Here is a 24,313-nt window from a genome sequence, read left to right as displayed (position 1 = left end):
GGGGGCGCAGGTCGGGGGCGACCAGGTGCAGGCTCCTGCGCAGGGCGCCGCGGTTCTCAGGCACTGTCCACCCCCGCCAGCTCCAGGGCCCGGGTGACCACCCGGGACCACGAGTGGTGCTCCACCGCCTCCTGCCGGGCCCGCTGTCCCAGCTCGCGCCGGCGCCGCGGGTCGGAGGCCAGGGCGTCCAGGGCGTCGGCCAGGGCCTGGGGGTCCGAGGGCGGGACCAGCAGGCCGCAGCCCTCCAGCGCACCGGGGAGCTGGCCCACCGCGGAGGCCACCACCGGCAGGCCCGCCGCCATGTACTCGTAGACCTTCAGCGGGGAGAAGTAGTGCCCCTGCCCGGTAGTCGGCTCGGGGTAGGGGGCGACCGCGACGGCCGACCCCGCCAGGTGGTCGGGCACCTGCTCGGGGGCGACGGCGCCCCGGAAGTCCACCTCCAGGCCGTCCTCGCGCGCCTGGGAGCGAAGGGCCGGGCCCTGGGGCCCGTCGCCCACCACCCGCAGGCTCCAGGGCTCCCTGGCCAGGGCGGCCGCCCGCAGCAGGTCCTCCACCCCGTGCCAGGGCTTGAGGGTGCCCACGAAGGTGACCACCACCTGGTCGGGGTCCTCCGGCCGGGGGGTGATCCGGACGGTATTGACCCCGTTGGGCAGGGTACGCACCCTGCCCGTGGGGCAGCGGCCGCGGACCCAGGCCTCCACCGGGCCCGAGACGCACAGGGTGAGGCCAGCCGCCCCCACCTGGGCGCGCAGGGCCTCCAGGGCCCCCTCGGCGTCGCACAGCCCCCGGTGCGTGCGCTGCTCGTCCACCAGGGGGGAGTTGACCTCCAGGACGCTGGCGGCCCCCGTGGTGGCGGTGACCTGGCTCAGGGCCCGGGAGAACAGGGAGTAGCGCTCGTAGACCAGGTCGGGGTGGTCGGCCTCGGCCCGGGCGGCCAGCTCCCGGGAGGCCCGGGCCTGGGCCGCCTCCCGGGCGGCGGTACCGGGGTGGGGGCCCAGGGGCACCTCGACCACGCGCAGGTCCTCCAGGTCGGCCGGGACGCGGCTACCGGCCCGGGTGGTGTACACGCTCACCTCGTGCCCGCGTCCGCGTAGCTCACGCACCACCTCCTGGACGTGGACCGAGGCCCCCTTGGTACCGAACACGGGGACCCCCGGGTCCACGCTGAGGTAGGCGACCCTCAGGGCCCTGGGGGCCGTGTGGCAGGGCGCGGCGGGACCAGCGGGGTCCGTGCGGCTGGCCTCGGGCCGTGTGGGGGCGTCCGGCCTGGTGGGGGCGTCCGAGTGGGTGGGGGCCTCGGGCCGGGCCGGGGAGCCCGAGCCGGGGCGCGCGGGCCCCGGGTCGGGCTGGGGCGTCCGGCCGGTGCCGCCCTCCCAGCGTGAGAGGCGCCGGGCCTGCCGGCGGGAGTCGAAGCGCTCCTCCACGAGGGCGCGAGCGCGCCTGGCCAGGGCGGCGGTGTCCCGCCTCCCGGCGGCCAGGTCGGCCAGGGTGTCGGCCAGGGCGCCCACGTCCCCGGGCTCCAGCAGGATCCCCGTGACACCGTCCTGGACCACCTCGGGCAGGCCGGACACGGAGGTGGCCACCACCGGGGTGCCGCAGGCCATCGCCTCCAGCACCACGGTGGGCAGGCCGTCGATATTGCCGTCCTCGGCCTCCACGCAGGGGGCCACGAGGACGTCGGCCCGCTCCAGCAGGTCGCGGACCTCGGCCTGGGTGCGGGCGCCCAGGAAGGTCACGGCCCCCTCCAGGCCCGCCTCGCGCACCCTCTCCTGGAGGGGGGTGCGCAGCTCGCCCTCGCCCGCTACCGTGACCTGGGCCTCTACGCCGCGGCGGCGCAGGCTGGCAGCGGCGTCAACGAGGTCCCCGAACCCCTTCTTGGGCACGAGCCGGCCCACCCCCAGGACCTGCAGCGGCCGGTCGGGGCCCGGGGCGGGGCGGGCGCGGAAGGGGAAGCGGTCCAGCTCCAGGGCGTTGTACTGCAGGCTCACGCGGGCGCCGCTGCCCTCCAGGACCCGCTCCAGGAAGTCCCGGTTGAAGCGGCTGATGGCAATGACCCGCTCGGCGTCCCCGCACACCCGGCGCAGCCAGGTGCGGTCCACGTCGCGGTGGTAGATGTCCTTGGCGTGGGTGGTCACCGTGTAGGGCACGCCGGTCAGTCGGGAGGCGATCCAGGCGGTGCGTCCCGCCAGGGAGGCGAAGTGCGCGTGCAGGTGGGTGACGCCGTCGGCGCGCACCTGCTGGGCCAGGGCCACGCCCTGGGCCACGTCCTCACCCGGCAGGCCGGCCAGCACCGGCAGGATCTCGCAGAAGGCCTGCCGCACCGGCTCCTGGTCCAGGCCCGCGCCCAGGCAGGTCCACAGGCTCTCCAGCAGGTGGGGGCGGGGCACCCGGCGCACGGGGGCCCTGACCCGGGAGATCTCGGGGTGGAAGCGCGAGTCGGTGGTGGGGCGCAGGGCGTAGACGCTCAGGCGGTCTCCCAGGGCCTCACGGGCCAGGATCTCGGTGACGACGAAGGTCTCGGAGAACCGGGGGTAGACCTTCAGGACGTAGCCGACGTGGGGTGTGGTCATGACGTGCTCCTGGGGCTGGTGGTGGCCGGGGCGGCCGGCCGCTGGTGGGAAGGGCGCCCCCGGGCGGGGGCCTGACGGGTACGGGGGGCCGGGACGGGGCGCACCCCGGGGCCAGTGGGCCCTGCGGGACCAGGGCCCCTGGCCCCGGCCGAGGGGGCCAGGAGGTCTGCGGCCAGGCGGGCGACCCGGGCCAGGCCGTCGCGCCTGAGGTGGGAGCGGTCCCGGTGCCGGCCCACGGCCCGGTGGACCCACTCCGACAGGGCCTGGGGGCTCAGATCGGCCACCCGCATGAGGTCGACGGCGCCGCTGGCCGCCAGCGCCCGGGCGCGGATGAGCTGCTCGGCGCGGGGGGCCTCCCGGGGGACGATGAGCGCGGGCGTGGTGGAGGCCAGGACCTCGTTGACCGTGTTGTAGCCGCCCATGGCGATGACCGCGCTGGCCTGGGCGATGTGCAGGCTCAGGCCGGGCAGGCAGCGCAGCAGGCGCGTCCCCGCCCGGGGCGTCAGGTCGGCCAGGTCACGGGCCCGGGCCTGGGGGCCGGCCACGACGACGTGGGCGTGGCCGGGCGGGATCCTCGCCCCCAGGGCGGCACGCACCAGGACCGCCCCGTCCTGGCCGCCGCCGGTGGTGGTCAGCACGTAGGGGCGGGTGGTGAGCAGGGCCTCGGGCCGGTCGGTGCGGGCGCGGCCGGCGGCCAGGTAGCCGGTGTAGGTAATCCGGTCGGCCAGCGCCGTCGGCGCCTCACCGCTGCGGCGCAGGTCGTGGACCGCGGGGTCGCCGTAGACCCAGACGTGGTCAATGAGGTGGCGTAGCTCACCGGTGTCGCCCAGGCGGTGCCACTCGGCCTGCACGCACCCCGGTGAGTCGAGGACCTCCCGCAGCCCCAGGACCACCTGGCAGGAGGGACGGGCCCGCCTCAGGCGGCGCAGCGGGGCCAGCAGCTCGCGGTGCACCCCGTAGGGGTGGCGGTCGATGACGACCAGGTCAGGGCCGAAACAGGTCAGGGCGGTCTCCAGCAGGGCCGAGCGCAGGGCCAGCAGGTCAGCGGTACCGGTCCCTAGGTGACGGGGCTCATACCCTCCGGGGCCCTTGGCCACGCCCGGCAGGGTGAGCCAGTCAAAGCCCGGCGGCAGGGGCAGGTCCACCCCCGGGGTGAGACCGCGCACCAGCAGCCCGGCCACGTCCCGGCCGCTGAGGGCGGGCAGGTCCTGGGCCAGGGCGTGGGCCAGGGCGAGGTTGCGCCTCAGGTGCCCCAGCCCCAGGGAGTCGTGGGAGTAGAGCACGACGCGCAGGGGCGCGGGTGAGGGTGCTGTCTGGCTCATACCCCGAGTCTGGGAGGCGGAGGCTACAGGCCTGTGAGGCCTGTGTGAGAACTTCCTTAGGTTCCTGCGGCCCCTGTGCCCGTCGGCGTGTCCCGGTGGCCGGTGACGGGCGGAACGCCCTGACCAGCTGGTTTTCGCCGTCGGCAGGTCCTTGTCACCGGCGGGGGACGGACGACGGGGTGCGCGGGCACCTATGCTGGGGCGACCCCGCCCACCCCGCGGGGCCTACCCACCCCCGGAGGAAACAATGGCTGACGGTCTGCTTCAGGTTGAGGGCGGACACCCGCTCACCGGCGAGATCACCGTACGTGGGGCCAAGAACCTCGTGCCCAAGGCCATGGTCGCGGCCCTGCTGGGGGCCACCCCCTCGGTGCTGCGCAACGTGCCCCTCATCCGCGACGTCGACGTGGTCTCCGGCCTGCTGGCCCTGCACGGGGTGAGCATCGACTACGACCAGACCGAGGGCGTCCTGCGCCTGGACCCCTCCAAGGTCGAGTCCGCCCACATGGCCGACATCGACGCCCACGCCGGGTCCTCACGCATCCCCATCCTCTTCTGCGGGCCCCTGCTGCACCGCCTGGGGGAGGCCTTTATCCCCGACCTGGGCGGCTGCCGCATCGGGGACCGCCCCATCGACTTCCACCTGCAGATCCTGCGCCAGTTCGGGGCGACCGTGGACAAGCAGGCCCAGGGCATCCGCCTGACCGCCCCCGACAGGCTGCACGGGACCGTCATCGACCTGCCCTACCCGTCCGTGGGCGCCACCGAGCAGACCCTGCTGACCGCCGTGCGCGCCGAGGGCCTGACCGAGCTGCGCGGCGCCGCCGTCGAGCCAGAGATCCTGGACCTGGTGGACGTGCTCCAGAAGATGGGCGCCATTATCTCGGTGGACACCGACCGCACCATCCACGTCGAGGGGGTCGACGGGCTCGTGGGCTACAACCACCACGCCCTGCCCGACCGCATCGAGACCGCCTCCTGGGCCTCCGCCGCCCTGGCCACCGGCGGCGACATCCTGGTGCACGGCGCCCACCAGGGGGACATGACCACCTTCCTCAACATCTTCCGCAAGGTCGGGGGCGCCTTTGACGTGCGCGACGACGGCATCCGCTTCTACCACCCCGGCGGGGACCTGCGCAGCATCGTGGTGGAGACCAACGTCCACCCCGGTTTCATGACCGACTGGCAGCAGCCCCTGGTGGTGGCCCTGACCCAGGCCGAGGGCCTGTCGATCGTCCACGAGACCGTCTACGAGAACCGCTTCGGCTTCACCGCCGCCCTGTGCAAGATGGGGGCCACCATCCAGGTCTACCGCGAGTGCCTGGGGGGCAGCGCCTGCCGGTTCGGGCAGCGCAACTTCTACCACTCGGCCGTCGTCTCCGGCCCCACCCCCCTGACGGGCGCCGACATCGTGGTCCCCGACCTGCGCGGCGGCTTCTCCCACCTCATTGCCGCCCTGGCCGCCCAGGGCACCAGCCGGGTGGAGGGCATTAACCTCATTGACCGCGGCTACGAGCACTTTATGCACAAGCTCGGCTGCCTGGAGGCCAATGTCACCCGCCTGGCCTGAGACCGGCTTGTACGGTTCCTCAAAGGGGCCACGGCGGCCGAGCGGCTAGGCTCAGCGCGTGACCCAGCGCCCTATGACCCCGTTCTACCGCCTCGCCGCGCGCGGGGCGATCATCCCCTTCCTCAAGGCCGTCTCCCGCCAGCACGTGGAGGGCACCGAGAACATCCCCTCCGAGGGCGGCTTTATCGCGGTGGCCAACCACCTCACCGACCTGGACTCCCTGACCGCCATGCGGGCCTTCGTCGACGCCGACGTGCCCGTCTACTCCCTGACCAAGGCGACCCTGTTCAAGGTCCCCGTCCTGGGCGCCATCCTGCGGGCCGGGGGGCAGATCCCGGTCCAGCGCGGCACCCGGGACGCGGCCAGGTCCCTGGAGGCCGCCAGGAAGGTCCTGGCCGAGGGCGGGGCCATTATGATCTTCCCCGAGGGCACCCTGTCACGCGACCCCCTCCAGTGGCCCATGGTCGCCAAGACCGGGGCCGCCCGCCTGGCCATGGTCTCGGGGGCCCCCGTGGTCCCTGTGGGGCAGTGGGGCGCCCAGGACGTCCTCCACACCTACGGCAAGATCTTCCACCCCTTCCCGCGCAAGGAGGTGCGCGTCAAGATCGGCACCCCCCTGGACCTGTCCCGGTTCGGCTCCGACACCCAGGACCACGAGGCCGTACGCCAGTGCACCGCCGCCATGATGGAGGCCATTACCCACCTGGTGGAGGACCTGCGCGGCGAGAAGGCGCCCCGCCCCTACGACATGCACTACGACGGCGACCCCGGCAAGGGCAGGATCGGGGTACGCAGGCCCGACCCGCTGCCGGGGCAGGCTCAGGATCCGGGTGCCCTTGGGCCGGCTGAGGCCCCGCAGACAGCTGCCCCGGAGCCGGCTGAGGTGCCCGAGCAGGCCGAGGCCCCCGCAGCCCCGGCTGTGGCACCAGCTGGTCCCAAGCCGGCCGGGGCCCCGGAGCCGGCCGTCTCCGACCCGGCCGTGGCACCTGAGCCGGTTAAGGCCCCGGGAGCCCCGCAGGCAGCTGCCCCGGAGCCGGCTGAGGCGCCCGAGCAGGCCGAGGCCCCCGCAGCCCCGGGAGCCGCGCAGAACGACGTCGCCCAGGAGGACCCGCAGTGAACCCCACCCACACCGCGCACCAGCTCCCCTCCCGCGCCGCCGTCGTAGGCGCGGGGGCCTGGGGGACCACCTTCGCCAGCCTCCTGGCCGAGGCCGGTGCCCCCACCACCGTCTGGGCCCGCCGCCAGGAGGTCGCCGCCGAGATTAACTCGGGGACCAACAGCCGCTACGCCCCCAGCCTGAGCCTGCCCCCGGAGGTGAGGGCCACCACCGACATGCGTGCGGCCGTGGCGGGCGCGGGGATCGTGGTGGTGGCCCTGCCCTCCCAGCTGGCCCGCGGCGCCATCGAGCCCCTGGCAGGCGCCGTCGAGCCCGGTGCGCTGGTGGTCTCCCTCATGAAGGGCATTGAGCTGGGCACCCGGATGCGCATGAGCGAGGTCCTGGCCCAGGTGCTCGGGGTCCCGGGGGAGCGGGTCGCCGTCGTCTCCGGCCCCAACCTCGCCGACGAGATCGCCGTTAGGCAGCCCACCGCCACGGTGGTGGCCTCCTCCAGCCAGGACACCGCCGCCGCCGTGGCCGCCGCCTGCGCCACCGCCACCTTCCGCCCCTACACCAACAACGACGTCCTGGGCGTGGAGCTGTGCGGCGCGGTTAAGAACGTCATTGCGCTCGCGGTGGGCATGGCGGCCGGGCGCGGGCTGGGGGACAACTCCAAGGCCACGCTCATTACCCGCGGCCTGGTGGAGATCACCCGCCTGGGCCTGGCGCTGGGGGCGCGGCCGGAGACCTTCTCCGGCCTGGCCGGCATGGGGGACCTGGTGGCTACCTGCTCCTCCCCGCTGAGCCGTAACCAGTCCTTCGGCCGCCGCCTGGGGGAGGGGATGAGCGTGGCCCGGGCCACCGCCGTCTCCCGGGGCGTGGCCGAGGGGGCCAAGTCGGCCCGGGCCGTGCTGGACCTGGCCGACACCCACGGGGTGGAGATGCCCATCACCGCCGGGGTCGTGGCCGTGGTGGAGGGCCGGGCCTCCGTCAGGGAGGTTTCTGACGCGCTGCTGTCGCGCCCGCGCAAGGCCGAGGGCGTCAACGCCGCCCCGCTCTGAGCGGTGCCGCCTGCCCGCCCCGTCCTGCCCGTCCCCGGGGTGGGCAGGGGGCCGACGCCGCGGTCTGCGCCCAGGCGTCCGTCCCCGGGGTCACGACGGCTGGCGCCGCGGGGCCGCGGTCAGTCGTCGGCGACGTCAATGACCAGGCGCGTGGGGCCGGACAGGGTGAAGATCCGGTAGGTCCTGGAGTCGGTGCCCAGCACCAGCTGGAACTCGCCCTCAAAGGGCATGTCCAGGTGGACCCCCTCGATCTCGTCGCCCTGGGGGCTGTCGTCCAGGTTGAGCTCCCGCGGGCCCTTGTAGCTGTGGGCCTGCTGGTCGGCGTCGGGGACGCCGGCCATGCCGGTGCCCTTGACGACCAGGAGGTGGTCCCCCTTGATATTGATCGGGTCGCCCTTGCCGGTGGTGGAGGCCTGGGTGACCCACTGCGGCGGGAGCCAGCCTGGGGTCCCCTCCCCGGCGAACTCCAGGACGATGCGGTCGTACTCCCGGCCGTCCTCGTCGTGGGAGCCCACGCGCATGTCGGTGATCACGAGCTGGGAGCCCGCGGAGGCCTCCTGACCCTGCTCGCCGGTGCCCCAGGCGGGCTCGTTGGAGGCGGTCCTCTCGTCGGGGGACAGCGGGGGTGCCGAGGTGGCGGGTGCGAGCGGCGCGTTGCCGCCCGTGGCGGTGGAGGTGCTGGTAGCGGTCCCGGTGGCGGGTGTCTCGGGTACCGGGTCCGACGGGCTCGCGGCGGGGTGGGTGTCGCAGGCGCCCAGGGCCAGGGCACCGGCCAGCAGCATGACCAGGGCGGGGGCGAGCGCGTGGCGTGTCATGGGTTCTCCTCACGTCAGGAACCGGATGCGTTATCCAGGATAGGTGTCACGGCGCGGTAGCGTGGGACTATGCCTGACACACCCCAGACCCTCCCCGTCACCTCCCCCTCGAACTCGAACCCTGCTGGCGGGCGCAGGACGCGCGTCGCCGTCGTCTTCGGGGGCCGCAGCGGGGAGCACACCATCTCCTGCGCCACCGCCGCCGGGGTCCTGTCCGCCATTGACCGCCGGCGCTACGACGTCCTGCCCATTGGCGTGACCCGGCAGGGCCAGTGGGTCCTGGTGGACGACGACCCCGCAGCCCTGGAGCTGCGCGGGGACGAGCCGCCGGTGGAGGTCACGGCCACGGGCCTGGGACGCGGCGAGCTGACCATGCGCCCGGGCGGCGGGGCGCTGAGCGCCGTCACCCCCGCCGGCACGCACCTGCTGGGGGCCGTCGACGTCGTCCTGCCCCTGCTGCACGGCCCCTACGGGGAGGACGGCACCATCCAGGGCCTGCTGGAGATGATGGGCCTGCCCTACGTGGGCTGCGGGGTGCTGGCCAGCGCCGCCGGCATGGACAAGCAGGTCACCAAGGTGCTCCTGAACGCCGCGGGCATCCCCACCGCCCCGCACGTGGTGGTCACCCCCCGCGCATGGCACCACGACCCGGCCGCCGTCCTTAAGGCGTGCGCCGCCCTGGCCTACCCCCTGTTCGTCAAGCCCGCCCGCGCCGGCTCCTCCCTGGGTATCAGCAAGGTCGACCGCCCCGAGGACCTGTCCGCCGCCATTGGGACCGCCCGTGAGGTGGATCCCAAGGTCCTGGTCGAGTCCGGGGTCTTCGGCCGCGAGATCGAGGTCGCGGTCCTGGGCGGTCACGGCGACGCCGCCCCGCGCGTGGCCGAGCCCGGGGAGATCAGGATGGACGTCTCCCACGGTGCCGGGGAGTTCTACGACTACCGCACCAAGTACCTGGCGCACGACGCGGTGGACATGGTCTGCCCCGCCCCGCTGCGTCCCCAGGAGCGGGACCAGCTCATGACCACGGCCGCCCGGGCCTTCGAGGCCCTGGGGGGCGAGGGCCTGGCGCGCGTGGACTTCTTCCTCACCCCCCAGGGGACGGCCGTCGTCAACGAGGTCAACACCATGCCCGGCTTCACCCCCTTCTCCATGTACCCCTACATGTGGCAGGTCTCCGGCCTGGACTACCAGGACCTGATCACCGAGCTCATTGAGCTGGCCCTGGAGCGCCCTGCGGATGTCAACCGCTGAGGCGCCCGCCGCCAGGGGGACCGTCTCGGACCTGGGTGAGACCGGGCTCCTGGCCGCCCTGGCCCCGCTGCTGCCCCCCAGCCCGGCGGCACTGGTGGGTGTCGGGGACGACTGCGCGGTCCTGGCCGCCCCTGACGGGCGCTACTGCGTGAGCACCGACGTACTGGTCGAGGGCCGCCACTTCCGTACCGGCTGGATGAGCGCCCAGCAGGTGGGGCGACGGGCCGCCGCCCAGAACCTCGCCGACGTCGCCGCCATGGGGGCGGTCCCCGTGGCCCTGGTGGTCGGCCTGGTGCTGCCCGGGGACACCCCGGTGTCCTGGGTGACCGACCTGGCCCGGGGCCTGGGGCGGGCCTGCGCCCCCCTGGGCGTCGGGGTGGTGGGCGGGGACCTGTCCAGCGGGGAGTCCATTATGGTGTCGGTCACTGTCATGGGGGATCTCCGGGGACGTCCCCCGGTGCTGCGCGGTGGGGCGCACGACGGCGACCTGCTGGTCCACGTGGGCAACCTGGGGTGCGGCGCGGCGGGCCTGGCCCTGCTGGAGGCCGGGTACGGGGACGCCGACCTGACCGGTACGGCGGCCCGCTGCCGGGAGCTGTTCCGGGTCCCCTGCCCGCCGCTGGAGGCTGGCCCCGCGCTCGCGCTGGCCGGGGCCACGGCCATGATGGACGTCTCGGACTCCCTGGTGCGTGACGCGGACCGCCTGGCACGGGCCAGCGGCGTCGTCGCCCAGATCGACGAGCCGGACGCACCAGGCGCCCTGGACGCCGACCTCGCCCTCCTGGAGCCGGTGGCCCTGCTCCTGGCAGGGCGGGGCGGGGCCGCCCCGGGCTCCCGTGCCGGGGCGCGCGCCCTGGCCCGCACCTGGGTCCTGACCGGGGGAGAGGACCACGGCATGCTGTCCACGCTGCCGCGCTCGTCCCTGGGGCACCTGCCCCGGGGGGCCCGCGTCATCGGGTCCGTCCACGCCCCGCGCCCCGGGCAGGCCCCGGGGGTCCTGGTCGCGGGGAGGGCCCGCTACGTTGGCGGGATTCCAGGGTTTACGACGGCGGGGGTCCTGGTCGCGGGGAGGGCCCCCGCCTCCATGGGCTGGGACCACTTCCACTGAGCCGGACGCAGCCCGAGCCGGGTGCGGCAGACCGCGCTGGGCCACTGAGCCGGGCCACGCGGGCCGGACGCGGCAGCCCGGGCCGCCACGCCCCGGGCAGGTCCGTGGGTCCGGCCGGACCCGCGCTTTACCCTCACGTGGCGTGAGGCTGCTATGTTCCGTGCGTGCTCACTCGACTGCTGCGCAGGCACCTGCGCCCCTACACGGGCCTGCTCGTGGGCGTCCTGGTCCTCCAGTTCGTCCAGACCATGGCCGCCCTCTACCTGCCCACCCTCAACGCCGACGTCATTGACAAGGGCGTGGCCACCGGTGACACCGGCTACATCTGGCGCACCGGCGGCCTCATGCTCGTCGTCTCCGTGCTCGAGGGGGCCGCCACCATCGCCGCCACCTGGTGCGCCGCCCGCGCCGCCATGGGCATGGGCCGCGACCTGCGCGCAGCCGTCTTCGAGCGCGTGGGGGACTTCTCGGAGCGGGAGGTCTCCGGCTTCGGCTCGGGCTCCCTCATTACGCGCAACACCAATGACGTCCAGCAGGTCCAGACGTTCGTCATGATGTCGTGCACCATGCTGGTGACCGCCCCCATGATGGCCGTCGGCGGCATTGTCATGGCCCTGCGCCGGGCCCCCAGCCTGTCCTGGCTCATTGCCGTCTCCGTGCCCGTCCTGCTCCTGGCGGTGGTCCTGGTGGTCTCGCGCATGGTCCCGCTCTTCCGCTCCTACCAGGACCGGCTGGACACCATTAACCGCGTCCTGCGCGAGCAGCTCACCGGTATCCGCGTCGTGCGCGCCTTCGTGCGCGAGGACGCCGAGAGGGAGCGCTTCCGGGCGGCCAACCAGGGCATTACCGACGTCGGGGAGCGCGTGGGCCAGCTCTTCGTCCTCCTGTTCCCCCTGGTCATGCTCCTGCTGGACCTCACGATCGTGGGCGTCGTCTGGTTCGGGGGCCACCAGGTGGGCAACGGCAGCACCGAGGTGGGCACCCTCATCGCCTTTATGGCCTACCTCATGCAGATCCTCATCGGTATTGTCATGGCCTCCTTCATGACCATTATGATCCCGCGCGCCGCCGTGTGCGCCGAGCGCATTAGCGAGGTCCTGGCCACCGAGCCCACCCTGACCACCCGGCCCGACGCCGTCACCACCTTCCCGACCCCCGGCTCCGTGGAGCTGGACAAGGTCTGCTTCGCCTACCCCGGCGCCCAGGAGAACGTCCTGACCGACCTGAGCCTGAGCGTGGCACCCGGGACCACCACCGCCGTCGTGGGGTCCACCGGCTCGGGCAAGTCCACCGTCATGTCCCTCATCGCCCGCCTCATTGACGCCACCAGCGGACGGGTGGTCGTGGGCGGGGTGGACGTACGCGACGCCGACCCCGAGGCCCTGTGGTCCCAGCTCGGCTACGTGCCCCAGCAGTCCTTCCTGTTCGCCGGCACGGTGGCCACCAACCTGCGCCTGGGGCGCCAGGACGCCACCGACGAGGAGCTGTGGGAGGCGCTGAGGGTGGCCCAGGCCGCCGACTTCGTGGCCGACATGGACGGCGCCCTCCAGGCCACCATCGCCCAGGGCGGTACCAACGTCTCCGGCGGCCAGCGCCAGCGCCTGTCCATTGCCCGGGCCCTGGTGCGTCGTCCCGCCGTCCTGCTCTTTGACGACTCCTTCTCCGCCCTGGACGTGGCCACCGACGCGCGCCTGCGCCGGGCCCTGGGGCCGGCCACCCCGGGCATTACCAAGATCATCGTGGCCCAGCGCGTGTCCACCGTCGTCAACGCCGACCAGATCCTCGTCCTGGACGCCGGGCGCCTGGTGGGCGTGGGCACCCACGCCGAGCTCCTGGACACCAGCGAGACCTACCGCGAGATCGTCACCTCCCAGCTCGGAACGGAGGCCACCGCATGAGCGAGCCCACCACCACCGACGTCCTCGCCGAGGACGACCTGACCCTGGCCCAGGAGGCCCTGGCCGCCTCCGGAGGCCCCGAGGCCGGTCCGCCCCCGGGCAGGGCGAAGGCCTTCTGGCCCTCCTTCACCCGCATGATCGGGATCCTGACCCGTTTCAAGGTCGAGCTGGTGGTGTGCGTGGCGGCTGCCGTGGCCGGCGTCGTGGCCGCCGTGGCGGCGCCCAAGATCCTGGGGCGGGCCACCAACGTCATCTTCGAGGGCGTCATCTCCGCCAGTATGACCGCGGGGACCACCAAGGAGCAGGCCGTGGCCGCGCTGCGGGCCCAGGGCCAGGACGACCTCGCCAGCATGATCTCGGCCATGGACCTGGTCCCCGGTGCCGGTATCGACTTCCCGCGCCTGGGGCGGATCCTGGTGCTGGTCACCCTGCTGTACCTGGGCTCGGCGGTCCTGACCTGGCTGCAGGGCTACCTGCTCAACCGGGTCACCGTCAGGGCCCTGTACTCCCTGCGCCAGGACGTGGAGGACAAGATCCACCGCCTGCCGCTGAGCTACTTCGACCGCATGCAGCGCGGCGAGATGCTCTCACGGGTTACCAACGATATTGACAACGTTGCCAACACCCTCCAGCAGTCTCTGTCCACTGCGCTGACCAGTATCATGACGATCGTCGGGGTGCTGGCCATGATGTTCTCCATCTCCTGGAAGCTGGCCCTGGTGGCCCTGGGGATGATCCCGCTCATGGGCGTCGTCACGGGTGTGGTCGGCACCCGCTCGCAGCGGGCCTTCACCCACCAGTGGGCCCGTACCGGCAAGCTCAACGTGCGTGTGGAGGAGTCCTTCTCCGGCCACTCCCTGGTGCGTACCTACGGGCGCACCCAGGCCGTGCGCCAGGCCTTCGCCGAGCAGAACGAGGAACTGTACCGCTCCAGCCTGCGCGCCCAGTTCCTCTCGGGGATCATGATGCCGGTCATGCTGGTCATCGGGAACCTGTCCTACGTGGCCATCGCCGTGGTCGGCGGGCTCATGGTGGCCTCCGGGTCCATGCGCCTGGGCGACGTGCAGGCCTTTATCCAGTACTCCCAGCAGTTCTCCCAGCCCCTGGGCGAGCTGGGGGGCATGGTCACCGCCGTGCAGTCCGGTACCGCCAGCGCCGAGCGGGTCTTCGAGCTGCTGGACGCCGAGGAGGAGAGCCCGCAGGAGGCGGCCACCACCGACGTGGACCCGGACGGGCCCGGGGTGATCGAGATGCGTCACGTGCGCTTCTCCTACAGCCCGGGCACCGAGCTCATTACCGACCTGTCCCTGCACGTGGAGCCCGGGCACACCGTGGCCATTGTGGGCCCCACCGGCGCGGGCAAGACCACCCTGGTCAACCTCCTCATGCGCTTCTACGAGGTCGACGGCGGGGTGGTGCTCCTGGACGGCCGCGACATCGCCACCATGAGCCGTCACGACGTCAGGGCCCGCACCGGCATGGTCCTCCAGGACCCCTGGCTCTTCGGGGGGACGATCCGGGAGAACATCCGCTACGGGCGCCCCGGGGCCAGCGACGAGGAGGTGGAGGCGGCCGCACGGGCCTGCTTCGTGGACCACATTGTCCGGGCCCTGCCCGAGGGCTACGAGACGGTCCTGGAGGAGGACGCCGCCAATATCTCCGCCGGGGAGCGTCAGCTGCTCACCATCGCCCGGGCCTTCGTGGCCGACCCCAGCGTGCTCATCCTGGACGAGGCCACCAGCTCGGTGGACACCCGCACCGAGCTGCTGGTCCAGCAGGCCATGAACGCCCTGCGCCAGGGCCGGACGAGCTTCGTGATCGCCCACCGCCTGTCCACCGTCCGTGACGCCGACACCATCCTGGTCATGGAGCACGGGGACATTGTGGAGCAGGGGGACCACGAGACCCTCCTGGCTGCGGGCGGGGCCTACGCCCGTCTGCACGCCTCCCAGTTCGCGGGCGAGACCGGCTGACCCGCCGCCCGCCCCGTCCCGCCCCCGCCCGCCCTGCCCCGCCTCCTCCCGTGAGAACGGTACTTATTCGTCGTGAGAACGGTACTTGTTCGCCGTGAGAACGGTACTTATTCCTCGTGAGAACGGGTGCTCACAGCGGCTCACGGGTCCTGGACCGGGCGGGTGCCCCGGCCGGGCGAGCTCGTCGCGGCCCAGTGAGCTCGTCGCGGCCCGGCCCGATACCCTCACCCTGTAGGATCCTCGGCCATGGCCCCTGACACCTGCCCCGACGCCGCGACCGCAAGTACCACCGACGGCGCAGGCCGGACCTACGGTGACGGCCCCCCGCGCCGTGAGGAGCTCGTGGCCCTGTACGACGCCGTCGGGTGGGGGGTGTACACCCGCGACCCCGACAACCTGGAGCGCGCGGTACGTCAGAGCCTGTGGGTGAGCACCGCCCGGGACGCGCGCGGGCAGCTGGTGGGCCTGGTCCGGGTGGTGGGGGACGACGCCACCATCGCCTGGGTCCAGGACCTCCTGGTCCACCCTGACCACCAGCGTCAGGGGGTGGGTACGGCGCTCCTGCGCGCTGCCCTGGAGCGCTTTGCCCACGTGCGTCAGCTCGCGCTGCTCACCGACAGCCAGGAGGCCACCCTCGCCTTCTACCGCTCACTGGGCCTGCTGCCCGCCCAGGCCCTGGGGACGTGCTGCTACGTGCGCGATACGGCCAGCTGAGGACGACCGCGCCCCCGGCCTGCCGCGGTGCGCCCCGCGTGCTGCGCGCGGGCCGGGGCGCTACGGACCCCGCAAGGGTCCCCGGCCACCTGCCGCGGCCAAGGGGTGATGAGCTCGTCCTCGGGCTCCAGGACATCCCGGCCACCTGGCAGGGCGTCCCGGCCACCTACCGCGGGCCGGGGGCGGCGTGCGGCGTCGGGCAGGTGGTGCCGGGCGGGCGACGTCGGGCAGGCGTCCCGGCGCGGGCCTACCGCCGGTCCAGCTCGGCGGCTCGGGCCAGGAGGTGGGTCAGGGCGCGCAGGACCGTGTCACGGTTGTGGCCGCTGGTGATCCAGGCAGGCAGGAAGTGCCCCAGCTCCAGCCTGCCGTCCTGGTGGCGGCGGGGGCGGATCCGGGCCCCCACGTAGCGCTCCAGGTAGCGGGCGTGCTCGGCGTTGGCCACCCAGAGCACGTGCCCGGCGCACGGCGTGCTCAGGTAGAACGGCAGCCCGTAGAGGGCGTCCACCCCCTGGGCCACGGGCATCAGGGGACGGCGGCCGGTGAGTGTCTGGGCGGTGCCGCAGGCGCACCGGCGGGTGGGACGGGCCCGGGCGGTCAAAGGCGCCGAGGTGGACTCACGGCGGCCGCAGGCCGGGCACCGCCAGGTCAGGCGGGTGGGTACCGGGCTCGCGGGGGAGGGCCGGTCCCCCTCCCACTTCTGGCAGCAGCCGCACCAGTACCCCGGGCTCGCCCCGCGGGCCAGCCAGGTGCAGCGGGTGCACAGGACGTCGTGGACGCTCACGTACGCGGGGCCGGCGCACCGGGGGCACACCACCCACACGTCGTAGCGGGGCACGGCCTCCAGCGGCACCGCGGGGACGTCGAGGACCGGGACCGCAGGGCTCATGTCGGTAGCCTAGCGTGCCCGACGTCGTCCGGGCGGCTGGCGTGGCGCCGTCACAGTCGAGGTGAACGTGCAGCTCGGGTGCCGCTGGTGGTGCGCGGCCCGATGTGGGGGAGACTGTGGACAGCGCCCGTTCTCGCGAGCAATAAGTACCGTTCTCGCGACGAACAAGTACCGTTCTCACGAGGAACAAGTACCGTTCTCGCGACGAATAAGTACCGTTCTCGCGAGGAGGGGGGAGGTGGTGGGGGCGTCAAGAGGCCGCCAGCCACGGTGGCTGACGGCCCTGGGAGGTGAGGTCGGGGAGGCGCGCCTCAGATATTGCGCGTCACCTTGCCGGCCTTGAGGCAGGACGTGCACACGTTGAGGCGCTTGGGGGCGCCGTTGACGAGGGCACGCACGCGCTGGATGTTCGGGTTCCACCGGCGGTTGGTCCGCACGTGGGAGTGCGAGACGCTCTTGCCGAAGATGGGTCCCTTGCCGCAGACGTCGCACACAGCAGCCACGGTCTCACTCCTGAATCTTCTTGCGTGAACGCTCGAGCCGAACGGCCCGGCGAAAGGTCTACCGCCCCAGGGCGCGCCTAGGGCAACCCGGACACCATAGCCGACGCCCGGGGCCGCCCCCAAGCGAAGACGGCGTGGAATGAGGCACATGCCGCTGGTCCCGGGCCTGCGCGCCCCCGGGGCCGTCCGGCACGGGCTGGCCCACCGGAGGAGCGGGACCCGGACCTGGGCGCCCGGGGCCGCCCGTACCACCTGCGACCGGCTGCCACCTGCCCGCCCGGCTCCGGCCTCGGCGTCGCCCGGCTGGCCCTGCGCCCGGGGCAGGCGACCACACCGCCCACCTGCCTGATCCGAGGGGTGCCCGGAGTCGCTCGTGCCACCCGCCCGGCCCCGGGGGCGCCCTGGGCGCACCAACCCCAGCCCACCCGCCCGCCCCGGGGCGCACCCCCGACCCCGCCCCCGGCCCCGCGCCCGCTCACCCGCCTGATCCCGGTGCTTACGCCGCCGTCCTCCACCAGGCCGGTTGTCACTCGAAGTGAGGGATGGTCCCCCGACGGGTAGGCTTGATACGTCCGCACTATCGGCCGTCGAGCGCGACGGCGCCTGGAGGAGGGAGGCGGTGATGGAGTCAGTCAGTGCGTCCTGCGAAGCCTCCGCCCCGTTAGAGATCATGGGTGCCCGGGTCGTGGCACACTGGCTGGGACTGGCCGTGCACCTGGCGGAACGGACCCGGGCCCTGGTGGACTCCCTCAACGTCTTCCCCGTCCCGGACTCAGACACAGGGACCAACGTCCTACTCACCTTGCGTGCGGCCTCCGACGCCCTGCGGCTGCTGCCCGCGGGGGCCGACGTCGCCCAGACCGCGCGGGCGGCAGCCGACGGCGCCCTGCGGGGGGCGCGCGGCAACTCCGGGCTGCTCATCTCCCAGGCCCTGGCCGCCCTGGCGGACGTCAGCGCCGAGACGCCCCACCCCGCGGGCCTGCGCCCCGTGGAGCTCGTGACGGCCTACGAGCGCATGGCCACCACCACCTGGGCGGCCGTCTCCCACCCGGTGACCGGCACCCTGCTCACCGTCGCCCAGGACGCCGCCGCCGCCGCCCGGGACGCCCTGGCCGAGTCCTCCGCCGACTGCCCCGCCACCCTGTCCGCCGTCGCCGCCTCCGCCGCCTTCGGGGCCCAGGAGTCCGTGGTGGAGACCGGTGGGCTGGGACACGGCCCGGTGGACGCCGGGGGGGCGGCCCTCATGCTGCTCCTGACCGCCCTGTCGGACACCATTGACGCCGGGGTCGCCGGTGCCACCCCCTACCTCGCCTCCCGTGGCGCGGTGCGCTCGCCCTACTCCGACGTGGCCTGCCAGATGCTCAACGACCTCGCCGCCGGCGGCCTCCACCAGGCCTCGGGGCCGGAGGTGGACGGGGTCTCCACCGGCGAGTTCGAGGTCATGTACCTCCTGGAGGCCACCAGCGCCCAGGCCGCCTCCCTGCGCCGCCACCTGGAGGAGGTCGGCGACTCCGTGGGCGTGGTCGGCACCCCGGACGCCCTGGGGGTGGGCCTGTTCCAGGTCCACGTCCACACCGACGTCCCCCGGGCCGCCCTGCCCCGGGCCGGCCGCGCCCGCCAGATCTGCGTCCACCACCTCCACCCCACGGCCCTGGTCCACGTCCCCGACGAGCCGCCCCTGCCCTGGGGCGCCGGGGAGGGGGATGGCAGCGCGCGCGTGGTCTCCTTCGAGCGCCTGGCCGCGCGCAGGGCCGGGCGCAGGGCCGGGCGCCGGGCCCACTCCGTGCGCACCCACCCCTCCCAGTACCCGCCGGGCCGCTCCCTGCCCGCGCCGCCCCCGCGCCGTATCGGCGTCATCGCCTGCACCCGCGCCCCGGGGCTCGTGGAGCAGCTGGCCCGCACCGGCGCCGTCGTCGTCCTGGACCCCGAGCGCGAGGGGGTGATGCGGGCCGCCGGGGACATCGGCCTCAACGAGGCCGTGGTCCTGCCCTGCGACGCCGCCTGCGTGACCGCGGCCCACGAGGCCGCCCGCCTCCTGGCGGCCCGCGCCGTCTCCTCCACCGCCAGCACCCAGGGCGCGCCCTCCTGGGGGTCCCGGTCGGCTGAGTGCGAGGTCGCCCGGGAGGGCATCCAGCTCCTGGTGTGCGACACCGACGACGAGGCCCGCGTCCTGGCGGCCGCCGTGGCCGTGGCCGAGGAGCACCAGGGGGAGCAGGCCGTCGAGGTGGTGCGCCGCGCCTCCCGCGCCGCCGCGCGCATGCGCACCATCGCCCTGTCCGGCGCCGACGCCGAGCCGGAGGCCGTGGCCCGCACCATCGCCTCCGCCCTGCGCGCCGACGACGAGCTCCTGACCGTCATCCTGGGCCGCGACGCCGTCCCCGACGTCGGCGCCCTGGCCGCCGGTGCCGCCTCGGGGACCTCCCCGGGCGGGGGCGTCCACAGCGCCGACGACCTGGGCGGGGGCGACAGCGTGGAGGTGGTCGTCCACGCCGGCGGCCAGATCCGCCCCGACGTCCTGCTGGCCATTGAGTAGCCGAGCCACCGCCCCGGGGACCGGGCCCACGGGCCGGGGCGCCGTCGTCCCGCCCCCGGAGTCCGTGCCGGTCCTGGAGCGGCCCCTGGGGCGCCTGGTGGGCGGCCGCACCGCCGCCCAGCTCGCCCGGTACGGCCTGGACACTGGCGCCGACCTCATGCGCCACCTGCCCCGCCGCTACGACACCTGGGGGGAGCTGACCGACCTGCGCACCCTGGTCGACGGCGAGCAGGTCACCCTCCAGGCCGAGGTCACCCGCTGCTCCTCGCGCCGCACCCGCAGCGGCCGCCCCCCGGCCGTCCTGGAGGCCACCGTCACCGACGGCGTGGGGGAGATGGACGTCGTCCTGTTCGGGACCGTCAGGCTCATGTCCACCTACGCCACCCGCCTGGCCCCGGGCACCACCGTCCTGCTCAGCGGCAAGGTGGGGCGCCACCACGGGCGCCGCCAGCTGGCCAGCCCCCGCTTCCAGGTCCTGGACGACCTCGACCAGGCCGGGCGCGAGGCCCTCCTGGCCCGCCCCGTCCCCATCTACCCGGCCACCGACGCCCTGCCCTCCTGGCGCGTGGCCACCGCCGTGCGCACCGTGCTGGACCAGCTCGGCCCCGACGACGTCCCCGAGCCCCTGCCACCCGACCTGCGCGCCCGCGAGCAGCTGGTGGACGCCCTGACCGCCTACCAGTGGGTCCACGCACCCGCCACCACCGCGCAGTGGAAGGCGGCCCGACGGCGCCTGCGCCACGAGGAGGCCCTCGTCCTGCTGACCGCCCTGGCCGCCGCCCGCGCCGAGCACGCCGCCACCACCAGCGCCGTGGCCTGGCCCGTCCCCGCGCCCACCGGCTCCCTGCGCGCCGACCTGGACGCCGCCCTGCCCTACGCCCTGACCGGCGCCCAGCAGCGGGTGGGGGAGGAGATCGCCCAGGACCTGGCCTCCACCGTCCCCATGCAGCGCCTCCTGCAGGGTGACGTGGGCAGCGGCAAGACCCTGGTGGCCCTGCGGGCCATGCTCCAGGTGGTCGGGGCCGGCGGGCAGGCCGCCCTCCTGGCTCCCACCGAGGTCCTGGCCGCCCAGCACCGGGACTCCCTGGAGCAGCTGCTGGGGCCCTGCGGGCAGGCCGGGCGCCTGGGCGGGGCGGACGCGGCCGCCCCGCCCGCCCCCGGCGTCGTGGCCCCCGGCTCCACCCCCGTCCCGCCGGCCGGGGACGTCGTGCGCGCCACCCGCGTCCACCTCCTGACCGGCTCCACCCCCGCCCCCCGGCGCCGCGAGATCCTGGCCGCGCTCGCGGGCGGGGAGCCGGCGGTCGTGGTGGGCACCCACGCCCTGCTCGCCGAGACCGTCCAGCTGCCCTTCCTGGGCCTGGTGGTGGTGGACGAGCAGCACCGCTTCGGCGTCGCCCAGCGTGACGCCCTGCGTGAGCGCGGGGCGGTGGCCGACCCCGTCACCGGCGTGCCCCGCACCCCGCACCTGCTGGTCATGACGGCCACCCCCATTCCGCGCACCATCGCCATGACCGTCTTCGGGGACCTGGCCGTCAGCGTCCTGGACGAGCTGCCCGCCGGACGCGGCCGGGTCCAGACCTTCCTGGTGCCCTGGGACCGCCCCGCCTGGGTCGCGGGCCTGTGGCGCCGTGCCGCCCAGGAGGTCGCCGCGGGCGGGCGCGTCTACGTGGTCTGCCCCCGTATCGACGCCACCGACACCGCCGGGGAGGAGGACGGTGCCGGGACGACGGCGGGCGCGGGGGAGGCGGCTGGCCCCGGGCGCGGCGAGCGCGGGCAGGGCCGCGCCAGCCCCGGCCGCCCCACCGGCCCCGGGGGTGCCGGGCGCGGGCAGGGTCGCGGCGGGGCGCCCCCGCCTCCGGGCGAGGCCCCGGGGCGCCCCCTGGCCTCCGTGGCCGAGTGGGCCCGTCTCCTGGCCGCCGAGCCCGCCCTGGCCGGGGTGGGTGTCACCAGCCTGACCGGCCGCATGAGCCCGGCGGACAAGGAGGCGGCCATGCGGGCCTTCGCCTCCGGGCGCTGCCCGCTCATGGTCTCCACCACCGTGGTCGAGGTGGGCGTGGACGTGCCCGAGGCCACCATGATGGTGGTCCTGGACGCCGACCGCTTCGGCCTGTCCCAGCTCCACCAGCTGCGCGGGCGCGTAGGGCGCGGCAGCCGGCCCAGCGTCTGCATGGCGGTCACCGGCGCGGAGGTGGACTCCACCGCCTTCCACCGCCTCAAGGCCTTCGCGGGCACGACCGACGGCTTCGCCCTGGCCGAGGCGGACCTGGAGCTGCGCAGCGAGGGCAACGTCCTGGGGGCCGCCCAGTCCGGGCGCCGCAGCGACCTGGACCTGCTGCGGGTCACCCGGGACGCGGACCTCATTGAGCGGGTGCGGTCCCAGGCGGAGGCGATCGTCGCCGCCGACCCCGGCCTGGAGGACCACCCCGCCCTGGCCGCCGCCATCACCCAGCGCCTCGACGAGGAGAACCAGGCCTACCTTGAGCGGTCCTGAGCGACAGGGGCCGAAAGGTGTCACCATCTGCACTTATCACGTGATAAAGTAGGGCCCACTCGCCCATCCCGCCAGCAAAGGAGCTATAGAGCCATGGGTCAGTCAGCGACGGGCACCGTCTACGTGGACGCGCGCCGGGCCCGCTTCATCAAGCGATGGTCCCCCACCCTCATCGCCTTCGGGGAGTTCATCGACGGCTACGACCTCACCGTCATAGGCGTCGCCATGGTCTTCCTGACCAAGACCTTCACCCTCACCGCGGCGGACAAGGGCCTCCTCGTGGCGATCTCCTTCGTCGGTACCGCCCTGGGGCTGGTCCTCTTCGGCGACATCGCGGACCGGGTGGGCCGCAAGAAGGTCTTCGCCTTCAACCTGTGGGTCTTCATCGTCACCGCCGTCGGCGCCGCGTTCATCACCCAGGTGTGGATGCTGTGGGTGATGCGCTTCCTCATCGGCGTGGCCATCGGCATGGACCTGTCCACCTCCTGCGCCTTCCTCGCCGAGGTCGCCCCCAAGTCCAGCCGCGGCCGCCTGGCCGGCTCCCTGCCCACCATCACCCTCATCCTCGGGGCCATCTTCTCCATCCTCCTGGCGATGTTCCTCAAGGCCGTCGTGCCCGTGGCGCACCACGACTGGGTGTGGCGCGGCATGTTCCTCTTCGCCGCGCTGCCGGCCTTCGGCGTCCTCATGCTGCGCAAGCAGCTGCCTGAGTCCCCCCGCTGGCTCATCCAGAAGGGCCGGGACGAGGAGGCCTGGCAGATACTGGACGCCCTGGAGCTCTCCGAGGAGGTCCTCCAGGCCCCGCCGCGCCGGACCAACCGCGAGTACCGCCGCCTCTTCAAGGGCGAGGCCCGCCGCCGCGTACTCGTGTGCACGGCCTTCTTCATGCTCAACACCACCGCCGGCCCCGTCGTGTCCTTCATGGGCCCGGTCATCTTCGAGCAGGCCGGCGTGCCCGCCGGGAACAACCTCCTGATCTCCCTGATCGCCAACTGCGTGGGCCTGGTGGCCGTCCTCATCGGCGTGCGGCTCATTGACTCCGTCAACCGCCGCAGCCTGGGCCTGGTCACCGCCGCGGTCCTCACCGTCGCGGCCCTGACCATGGGGCTGCTGGGGCAGGCCTCCCAGGTCGCCCTGTTCGGCTCCTTCATCGCCTGGTCCTTCGCCACCTGGCTCGGCCCGGCCGTCCTGTGCCTGGTGTGGGCCTCCGAGGCCTACCCCACCGAGCTGCGGGGCTTCGGGCAGGGGCTCACCCAGTCCCTGTCCCGCATGATGTCGGCGACCACCGCCTTCCTGCTCCCGGGGCTCATTAACGACCACGGCTTCTACGCGATCGCGCCCTTCAGCGTCGTCTACGCGCTCATGTTCCTCCTCGTCCTGCGCAACCCGTGGCTGGCGTCCACCGCCGCCAGCCTGGAGGAGGTCACCGCCACGGCCGACGTGCCTAAGGCCGCGGAGGCCGTCGCCCCATGAGCCCGTCCTCAGCCCCGGGGGGACCGCCCCCGGGGCCGGGTGGTCGTGCGGACCCTGGGACTCGTCCCCAGGGTCCGGCACAGGCCCTTCCTCCCGCCGTCGATGACGGCCTGGACGGCCAGGGCCCCGAGCTCGGCCACGGGCCACGTCACGGTGGACAGCCCCAGCGCCTGGGACACGCTCTGCGTGGCGTCCCCGAAGCCGATGACCTGCAGGTCCTGCGGGACCCTGACGCCGTGCTGGCGGGCCGCGAGGACCGCCCCGGCCGCCAGCTGGTCGTTGGCCCCGAAGAGCAGGTCCGGCGCCCCCTTCTCCAGCAGGGCCGTCATGGCCGTCAGGCCGTCCTCGATGAGCCACCCGTCGGCCCGCACCACCCGGGCCCCGGCCAGCCGCTCCAGGAAGGCCCGGCCGCGCGACCACAGGGGCCCCGGGCCGGTAAGGTGGACCGGGCGGCGCGTCCCCTCCAGGTCCGTGGCGGCCAGGACGGCCCTGACCCCGACCTGCTCGTCCACGCCCAGGCTCACGGCCCCCGGGGCGGGGACGGCCGGCTCGCCGGTACGTACCCACGCCACCGGCACCTCGGCCTTGAGCAGGATCCGGCGGGTGGCGTCGTCGAGGTCCTCCGGACGGCACACCGCCCCGGCCAGGTCGACGTCGCCCAGGGCGTGCACCAGGGCCTGGCCCGGATCCTGGTCCACGGGGACCGGCAGCACGAAGTAGCCCAGGGACCGGGCCCGGTCCATCGCGCCAATGAGGATCTCGTTGACCACCGGCAGGCGCAGCGCGTGGGAGCGGTCGGGGACGACGACGGCCACCACCCGGCTGCGCTGGTAGCGCAGCGTGCGGGCCGAGGCCCGTGGGACGTAGCCGACCTCGGCGGCCGCGGCCCGCACGCGCTCGGCCGTCGCCGGGGCGAACCCCAGCCTCTCCGCGTGCCCGTTCATCACGTGCGACACGGTCGCCAGCGAGACCCCCGCCAGGCGGGCCACGTCCGCCCTGGTCGCACGTCCCATCAGACCTCCCCTGCTCCCGACCAATGATAACGACCA

General features: G+C 74.2%; 16 protein-coding genes and 3 pseudogenes. 11 read left to right on the top strand and 8 right to left on the bottom strand.

Annotation, left to right across the window (positions count from 1 at the left end; genetic code table 11):
• Nucleotides 1–56 precede the first annotated feature (56 nt).
• The 4 genes and pseudogenes from C3V41_RS14500 to C3V41_RS04720 form a co-directional block, all read right to left on the bottom strand.
• Nucleotides 57–662: a glycosyltransferase gene (locus C3V41_RS14500; protein WP_399503400.1), complete on the bottom strand. Its 606-nt coding sequence runs from the start codon at nt 660–662 to the stop codon at nt 57–59.
• A pseudogene (locus C3V41_RS14495) lies at nt 642–1,118 on the bottom strand (glycosyltransferase family 4 protein); the annotation flags it as partial. The pseudogene C3V41_RS14495 and the gene C3V41_RS14500, both read right to left, overlap by 21 nt.
• A gap of 219 nt (nt 1,119–1,337) precedes the next feature.
• Nucleotides 1,338–2,570, bottom strand: a pseudogene (locus C3V41_RS04725) (glycosyltransferase); the annotation flags it as partial.
• Nucleotides 2,567–3,892, bottom strand: a complete 1,326-nt coding sequence (locus C3V41_RS04720; protein ID WP_129591479.1) for a glycosyltransferase family protein — start codon at nt 3,890–3,892, stop codon at nt 2,567–2,569. The pseudogene C3V41_RS04725 and the gene C3V41_RS04720, both read right to left, overlap by 4 nt.
• A gap of 247 nt (nt 3,893–4,139) precedes the next feature.
• On the opposite strand from C3V41_RS04720, the gene murA reads away from it, so the two are divergent.
• The 3 genes and pseudogenes from murA (at nt 4,140) to C3V41_RS04705 (ending at nt 7,619) form a co-directional block, all read left to right on the top strand.
• Complete coding sequence (gene murA, locus C3V41_RS04715; protein ID WP_106109311.1) at nt 4,140–5,462, top strand: UDP-N-acetylglucosamine 1-carboxyvinyltransferase; 1,323 nt, start codon at nt 4,140–4,142, stop codon at nt 5,460–5,462.
• 73 nt (nt 5,463–5,535) lie between these two features.
• Nucleotides 5,536–6,273 (top strand): annotated as a pseudogene (locus C3V41_RS04710) (lysophospholipid acyltransferase family protein); the annotation flags it as partial.
• A 302-nt stretch (nt 6,274–6,575) separates the two neighbouring features.
• On the top strand, nt 6,576–7,619 hold the full coding sequence (locus C3V41_RS04705; protein ID WP_106109310.1) for an NAD(P)H-dependent glycerol-3-phosphate dehydrogenase: 1,044 nt from the start codon (nt 6,576–6,578) through the stop codon (nt 7,617–7,619).
• A 119-nt stretch (nt 7,620–7,738) separates the two neighbouring features.
• Here the strand turns inward: C3V41_RS04705 and C3V41_RS04700 are convergent, their stop codons facing one another.
• Nucleotides 7,739–8,434 carry an AMIN-like domain-containing (lipo)protein gene (locus C3V41_RS04700; RefSeq protein ID WP_106109309.1) on the bottom strand — a complete coding sequence of 232 codons (696 nt, stop codon included), beginning with the start codon at nt 8,432–8,434 and terminating at the stop codon, nt 7,739–7,741.
• Nucleotides 8,435–8,503: 69 nt separating this feature from the next.
• Here C3V41_RS04700 and C3V41_RS04695 point away from each other — a divergent pair, with 69 nt between their 5' ends.
• From C3V41_RS04695 to C3V41_RS04675, 5 genes are all read left to right on the top strand, one after another.
• The gene (locus C3V41_RS04695; RefSeq protein ID WP_106109308.1) at nt 8,504–9,685 is read left to right on the top strand and encodes a D-alanine--D-alanine ligase family protein; all 1,182 of its coding nucleotides are present in this window, start codon (nt 8,504–8,506) and stop codon (nt 9,683–9,685) included.
• Nucleotides 9,672–10,793, top strand: a complete 1,122-nt coding sequence (gene thiL, locus C3V41_RS04690) for a thiamine-phosphate kinase (protein ID WP_106109307.1) — start codon at nt 9,672–9,674, stop codon at nt 10,791–10,793. The genes C3V41_RS04695 and thiL overlap by 14 nt, the downstream gene beginning before the upstream one ends.
• Before the next feature lie 164 nt (nt 10,794–10,957).
• Complete coding sequence (locus tag C3V41_RS04685; protein WP_106109306.1) at nt 10,958–12,691, top strand: ABC transporter ATP-binding protein; 1,734 nt, start codon at nt 10,958–10,960, stop codon at nt 12,689–12,691.
• Entirely contained in the window at nt 12,688–14,664 is a 1,977-nt protein-coding gene (locus tag C3V41_RS04680) for an ABC transporter ATP-binding protein (RefSeq protein ID WP_106109305.1), read from the top strand. Before C3V41_RS04685 ends, C3V41_RS04680 begins: the two co-directional genes overlap by 4 nt.
• A 246-nt stretch (nt 14,665–14,910) precedes the next feature.
• Nucleotides 14,911–15,378, top strand: a complete 468-nt coding sequence (locus C3V41_RS04675; protein WP_106109304.1) for a GNAT family N-acetyltransferase — start codon at nt 14,911–14,913, stop codon at nt 15,376–15,378.
• Between the two features lie 247 nt (nt 15,379–15,625).
• On the opposite strand, the gene C3V41_RS13560 is transcribed toward C3V41_RS04675, so the two are convergent.
• Both C3V41_RS13560 and rpmB read right to left on the bottom strand, forming a co-directional pair.
• The gene (locus C3V41_RS13560) at nt 15,626–16,264 is read right to left on the bottom strand and encodes a hypothetical protein (protein ID WP_254423681.1); all 639 of its coding nucleotides are present in this window, start codon (nt 16,262–16,264) and stop codon (nt 15,626–15,628) included.
• Between the two features lie 311 nt (nt 16,265–16,575).
• Entirely contained in the window at nt 16,576–16,767 is a 192-nt protein-coding gene (gene rpmB / locus C3V41_RS04665; RefSeq protein WP_003785965.1) for a 50S ribosomal protein L28, read from the bottom strand.
• A 622-nt stretch (nt 16,768–17,389) separates the two neighbouring features.
• On the opposite strand from rpmB, the gene C3V41_RS04660 reads away from it, so the two are divergent.
• The 3 genes from C3V41_RS04660 to C3V41_RS04650 all read left to right on the top strand — a co-directional run bounded on the left by C3V41_RS04660 (nt 17,390) and on the right by C3V41_RS04650 (nt 23,264).
• Nucleotides 17,390–19,300, top strand: coding sequence for a DAK2 domain-containing protein (locus C3V41_RS04660; RefSeq protein WP_106110667.1), 1,911 nt, complete (start codon nt 17,390–17,392; stop codon nt 19,298–19,300).
• An 85-nt stretch (nt 19,301–19,385) separates the two neighbouring features.
• Nucleotides 19,386–21,791 carry an ATP-dependent DNA helicase RecG gene (locus C3V41_RS04655; protein ID WP_106110666.1) on the top strand — a complete coding sequence of 802 codons (2,406 nt, stop codon included), beginning with the start codon at nt 19,386–19,388 and terminating at the stop codon, nt 21,789–21,791.
• Between the two features lie 93 nt (nt 21,792–21,884).
• On the top strand, nt 21,885–23,264 hold the full coding sequence (locus tag C3V41_RS04650) for an MFS transporter (RefSeq protein ID WP_106109303.1): 1,380 nt from the start codon (nt 21,885–21,887) through the stop codon (nt 23,262–23,264).
• Nucleotides 23,265–23,272: 8 nt separating this feature from the next.
• On the opposite strand, the gene C3V41_RS04645 is transcribed toward C3V41_RS04650, so the two are convergent.
• Entirely contained in the window at nt 23,273–24,277 is a 1,005-nt protein-coding gene (locus C3V41_RS04645; RefSeq protein ID WP_106109302.1) for a LacI family DNA-binding transcriptional regulator, read from the bottom strand.
• Nucleotides 24,278–24,313 lie beyond the last annotated feature (36 nt).

This window comes from Actinomyces sp. oral taxon 897 (genome assembly GCF_002999235.1).
GTDB lineage: Bacteria > Actinomycetota > Actinomycetes > Actinomycetales > Actinomycetaceae > Actinomyces.
The sequence above is the reverse complement of the archived record's forward strand: the minus strand, read 5'-3'. Positions and strand labels throughout refer to the sequence as shown.

What these genes read in the sequence shown, in the direction of transcription:
- C3V41_RS04645 (WP_106109302.1), bottom strand. Translation starts at nt 24,277, where the DNA reads ATGGGACGTGCGACCAGGGCGGACGTGGCCCGCCTGGCGGGGGTCTCG.
- C3V41_RS04680 (WP_106109305.1), top strand. Translation starts at nt 12,688, where the DNA reads ATGAGCGAGCCCACCACCACCGACGTCCTCGCCGAGGACGACCTGACC.
- C3V41_RS04700 (WP_106109309.1), bottom strand. Translation starts at nt 8,434, where the DNA reads ATGACACGCCACGCGCTCGCCCCCGCCCTGGTCATGCTGCTGGCCGGT.
- C3V41_RS04720 (WP_129591479.1), bottom strand. Translation starts at nt 3,892, where the DNA reads ATGAGCCAGACAGCACCCTCACCCGCGCCCCTGCGCGTCGTGCTCTAC.
- C3V41_RS04675 (WP_106109304.1), top strand. Translation starts at nt 14,911, where the DNA reads ATGGCCCCTGACACCTGCCCCGACGCCGCGACCGCAAGTACCACCGAC.
- murA (WP_106109311.1), top strand. Translation starts at nt 4,140, where the DNA reads ATGGCTGACGGTCTGCTTCAGGTTGAGGGCGGACACCCGCTCACCGGC.
- thiL (WP_106109307.1), top strand. Translation starts at nt 9,672, where the DNA reads ATGTCAACCGCTGAGGCGCCCGCCGCCAGGGGGACCGTCTCGGACCTG.
- C3V41_RS13560 (WP_254423681.1), bottom strand. Translation starts at nt 16,264, where the DNA reads ATGAGCCCTGCGGTCCCGGTCCTCGACGTCCCCGCGGTGCCGCTGGAG.
- C3V41_RS04695 (WP_106109308.1), top strand. Translation starts at nt 8,504, where the DNA reads ATGCCTGACACACCCCAGACCCTCCCCGTCACCTCCCCCTCGAACTCG.
- C3V41_RS04660 (WP_106110667.1), top strand. Translation starts at nt 17,390, where the DNA reads ATGGAGTCAGTCAGTGCGTCCTGCGAAGCCTCCGCCCCGTTAGAGATC.
- C3V41_RS04650 (WP_106109303.1), top strand. Translation starts at nt 21,885, where the DNA reads ATGGGTCAGTCAGCGACGGGCACCGTCTACGTGGACGCGCGCCGGGCC.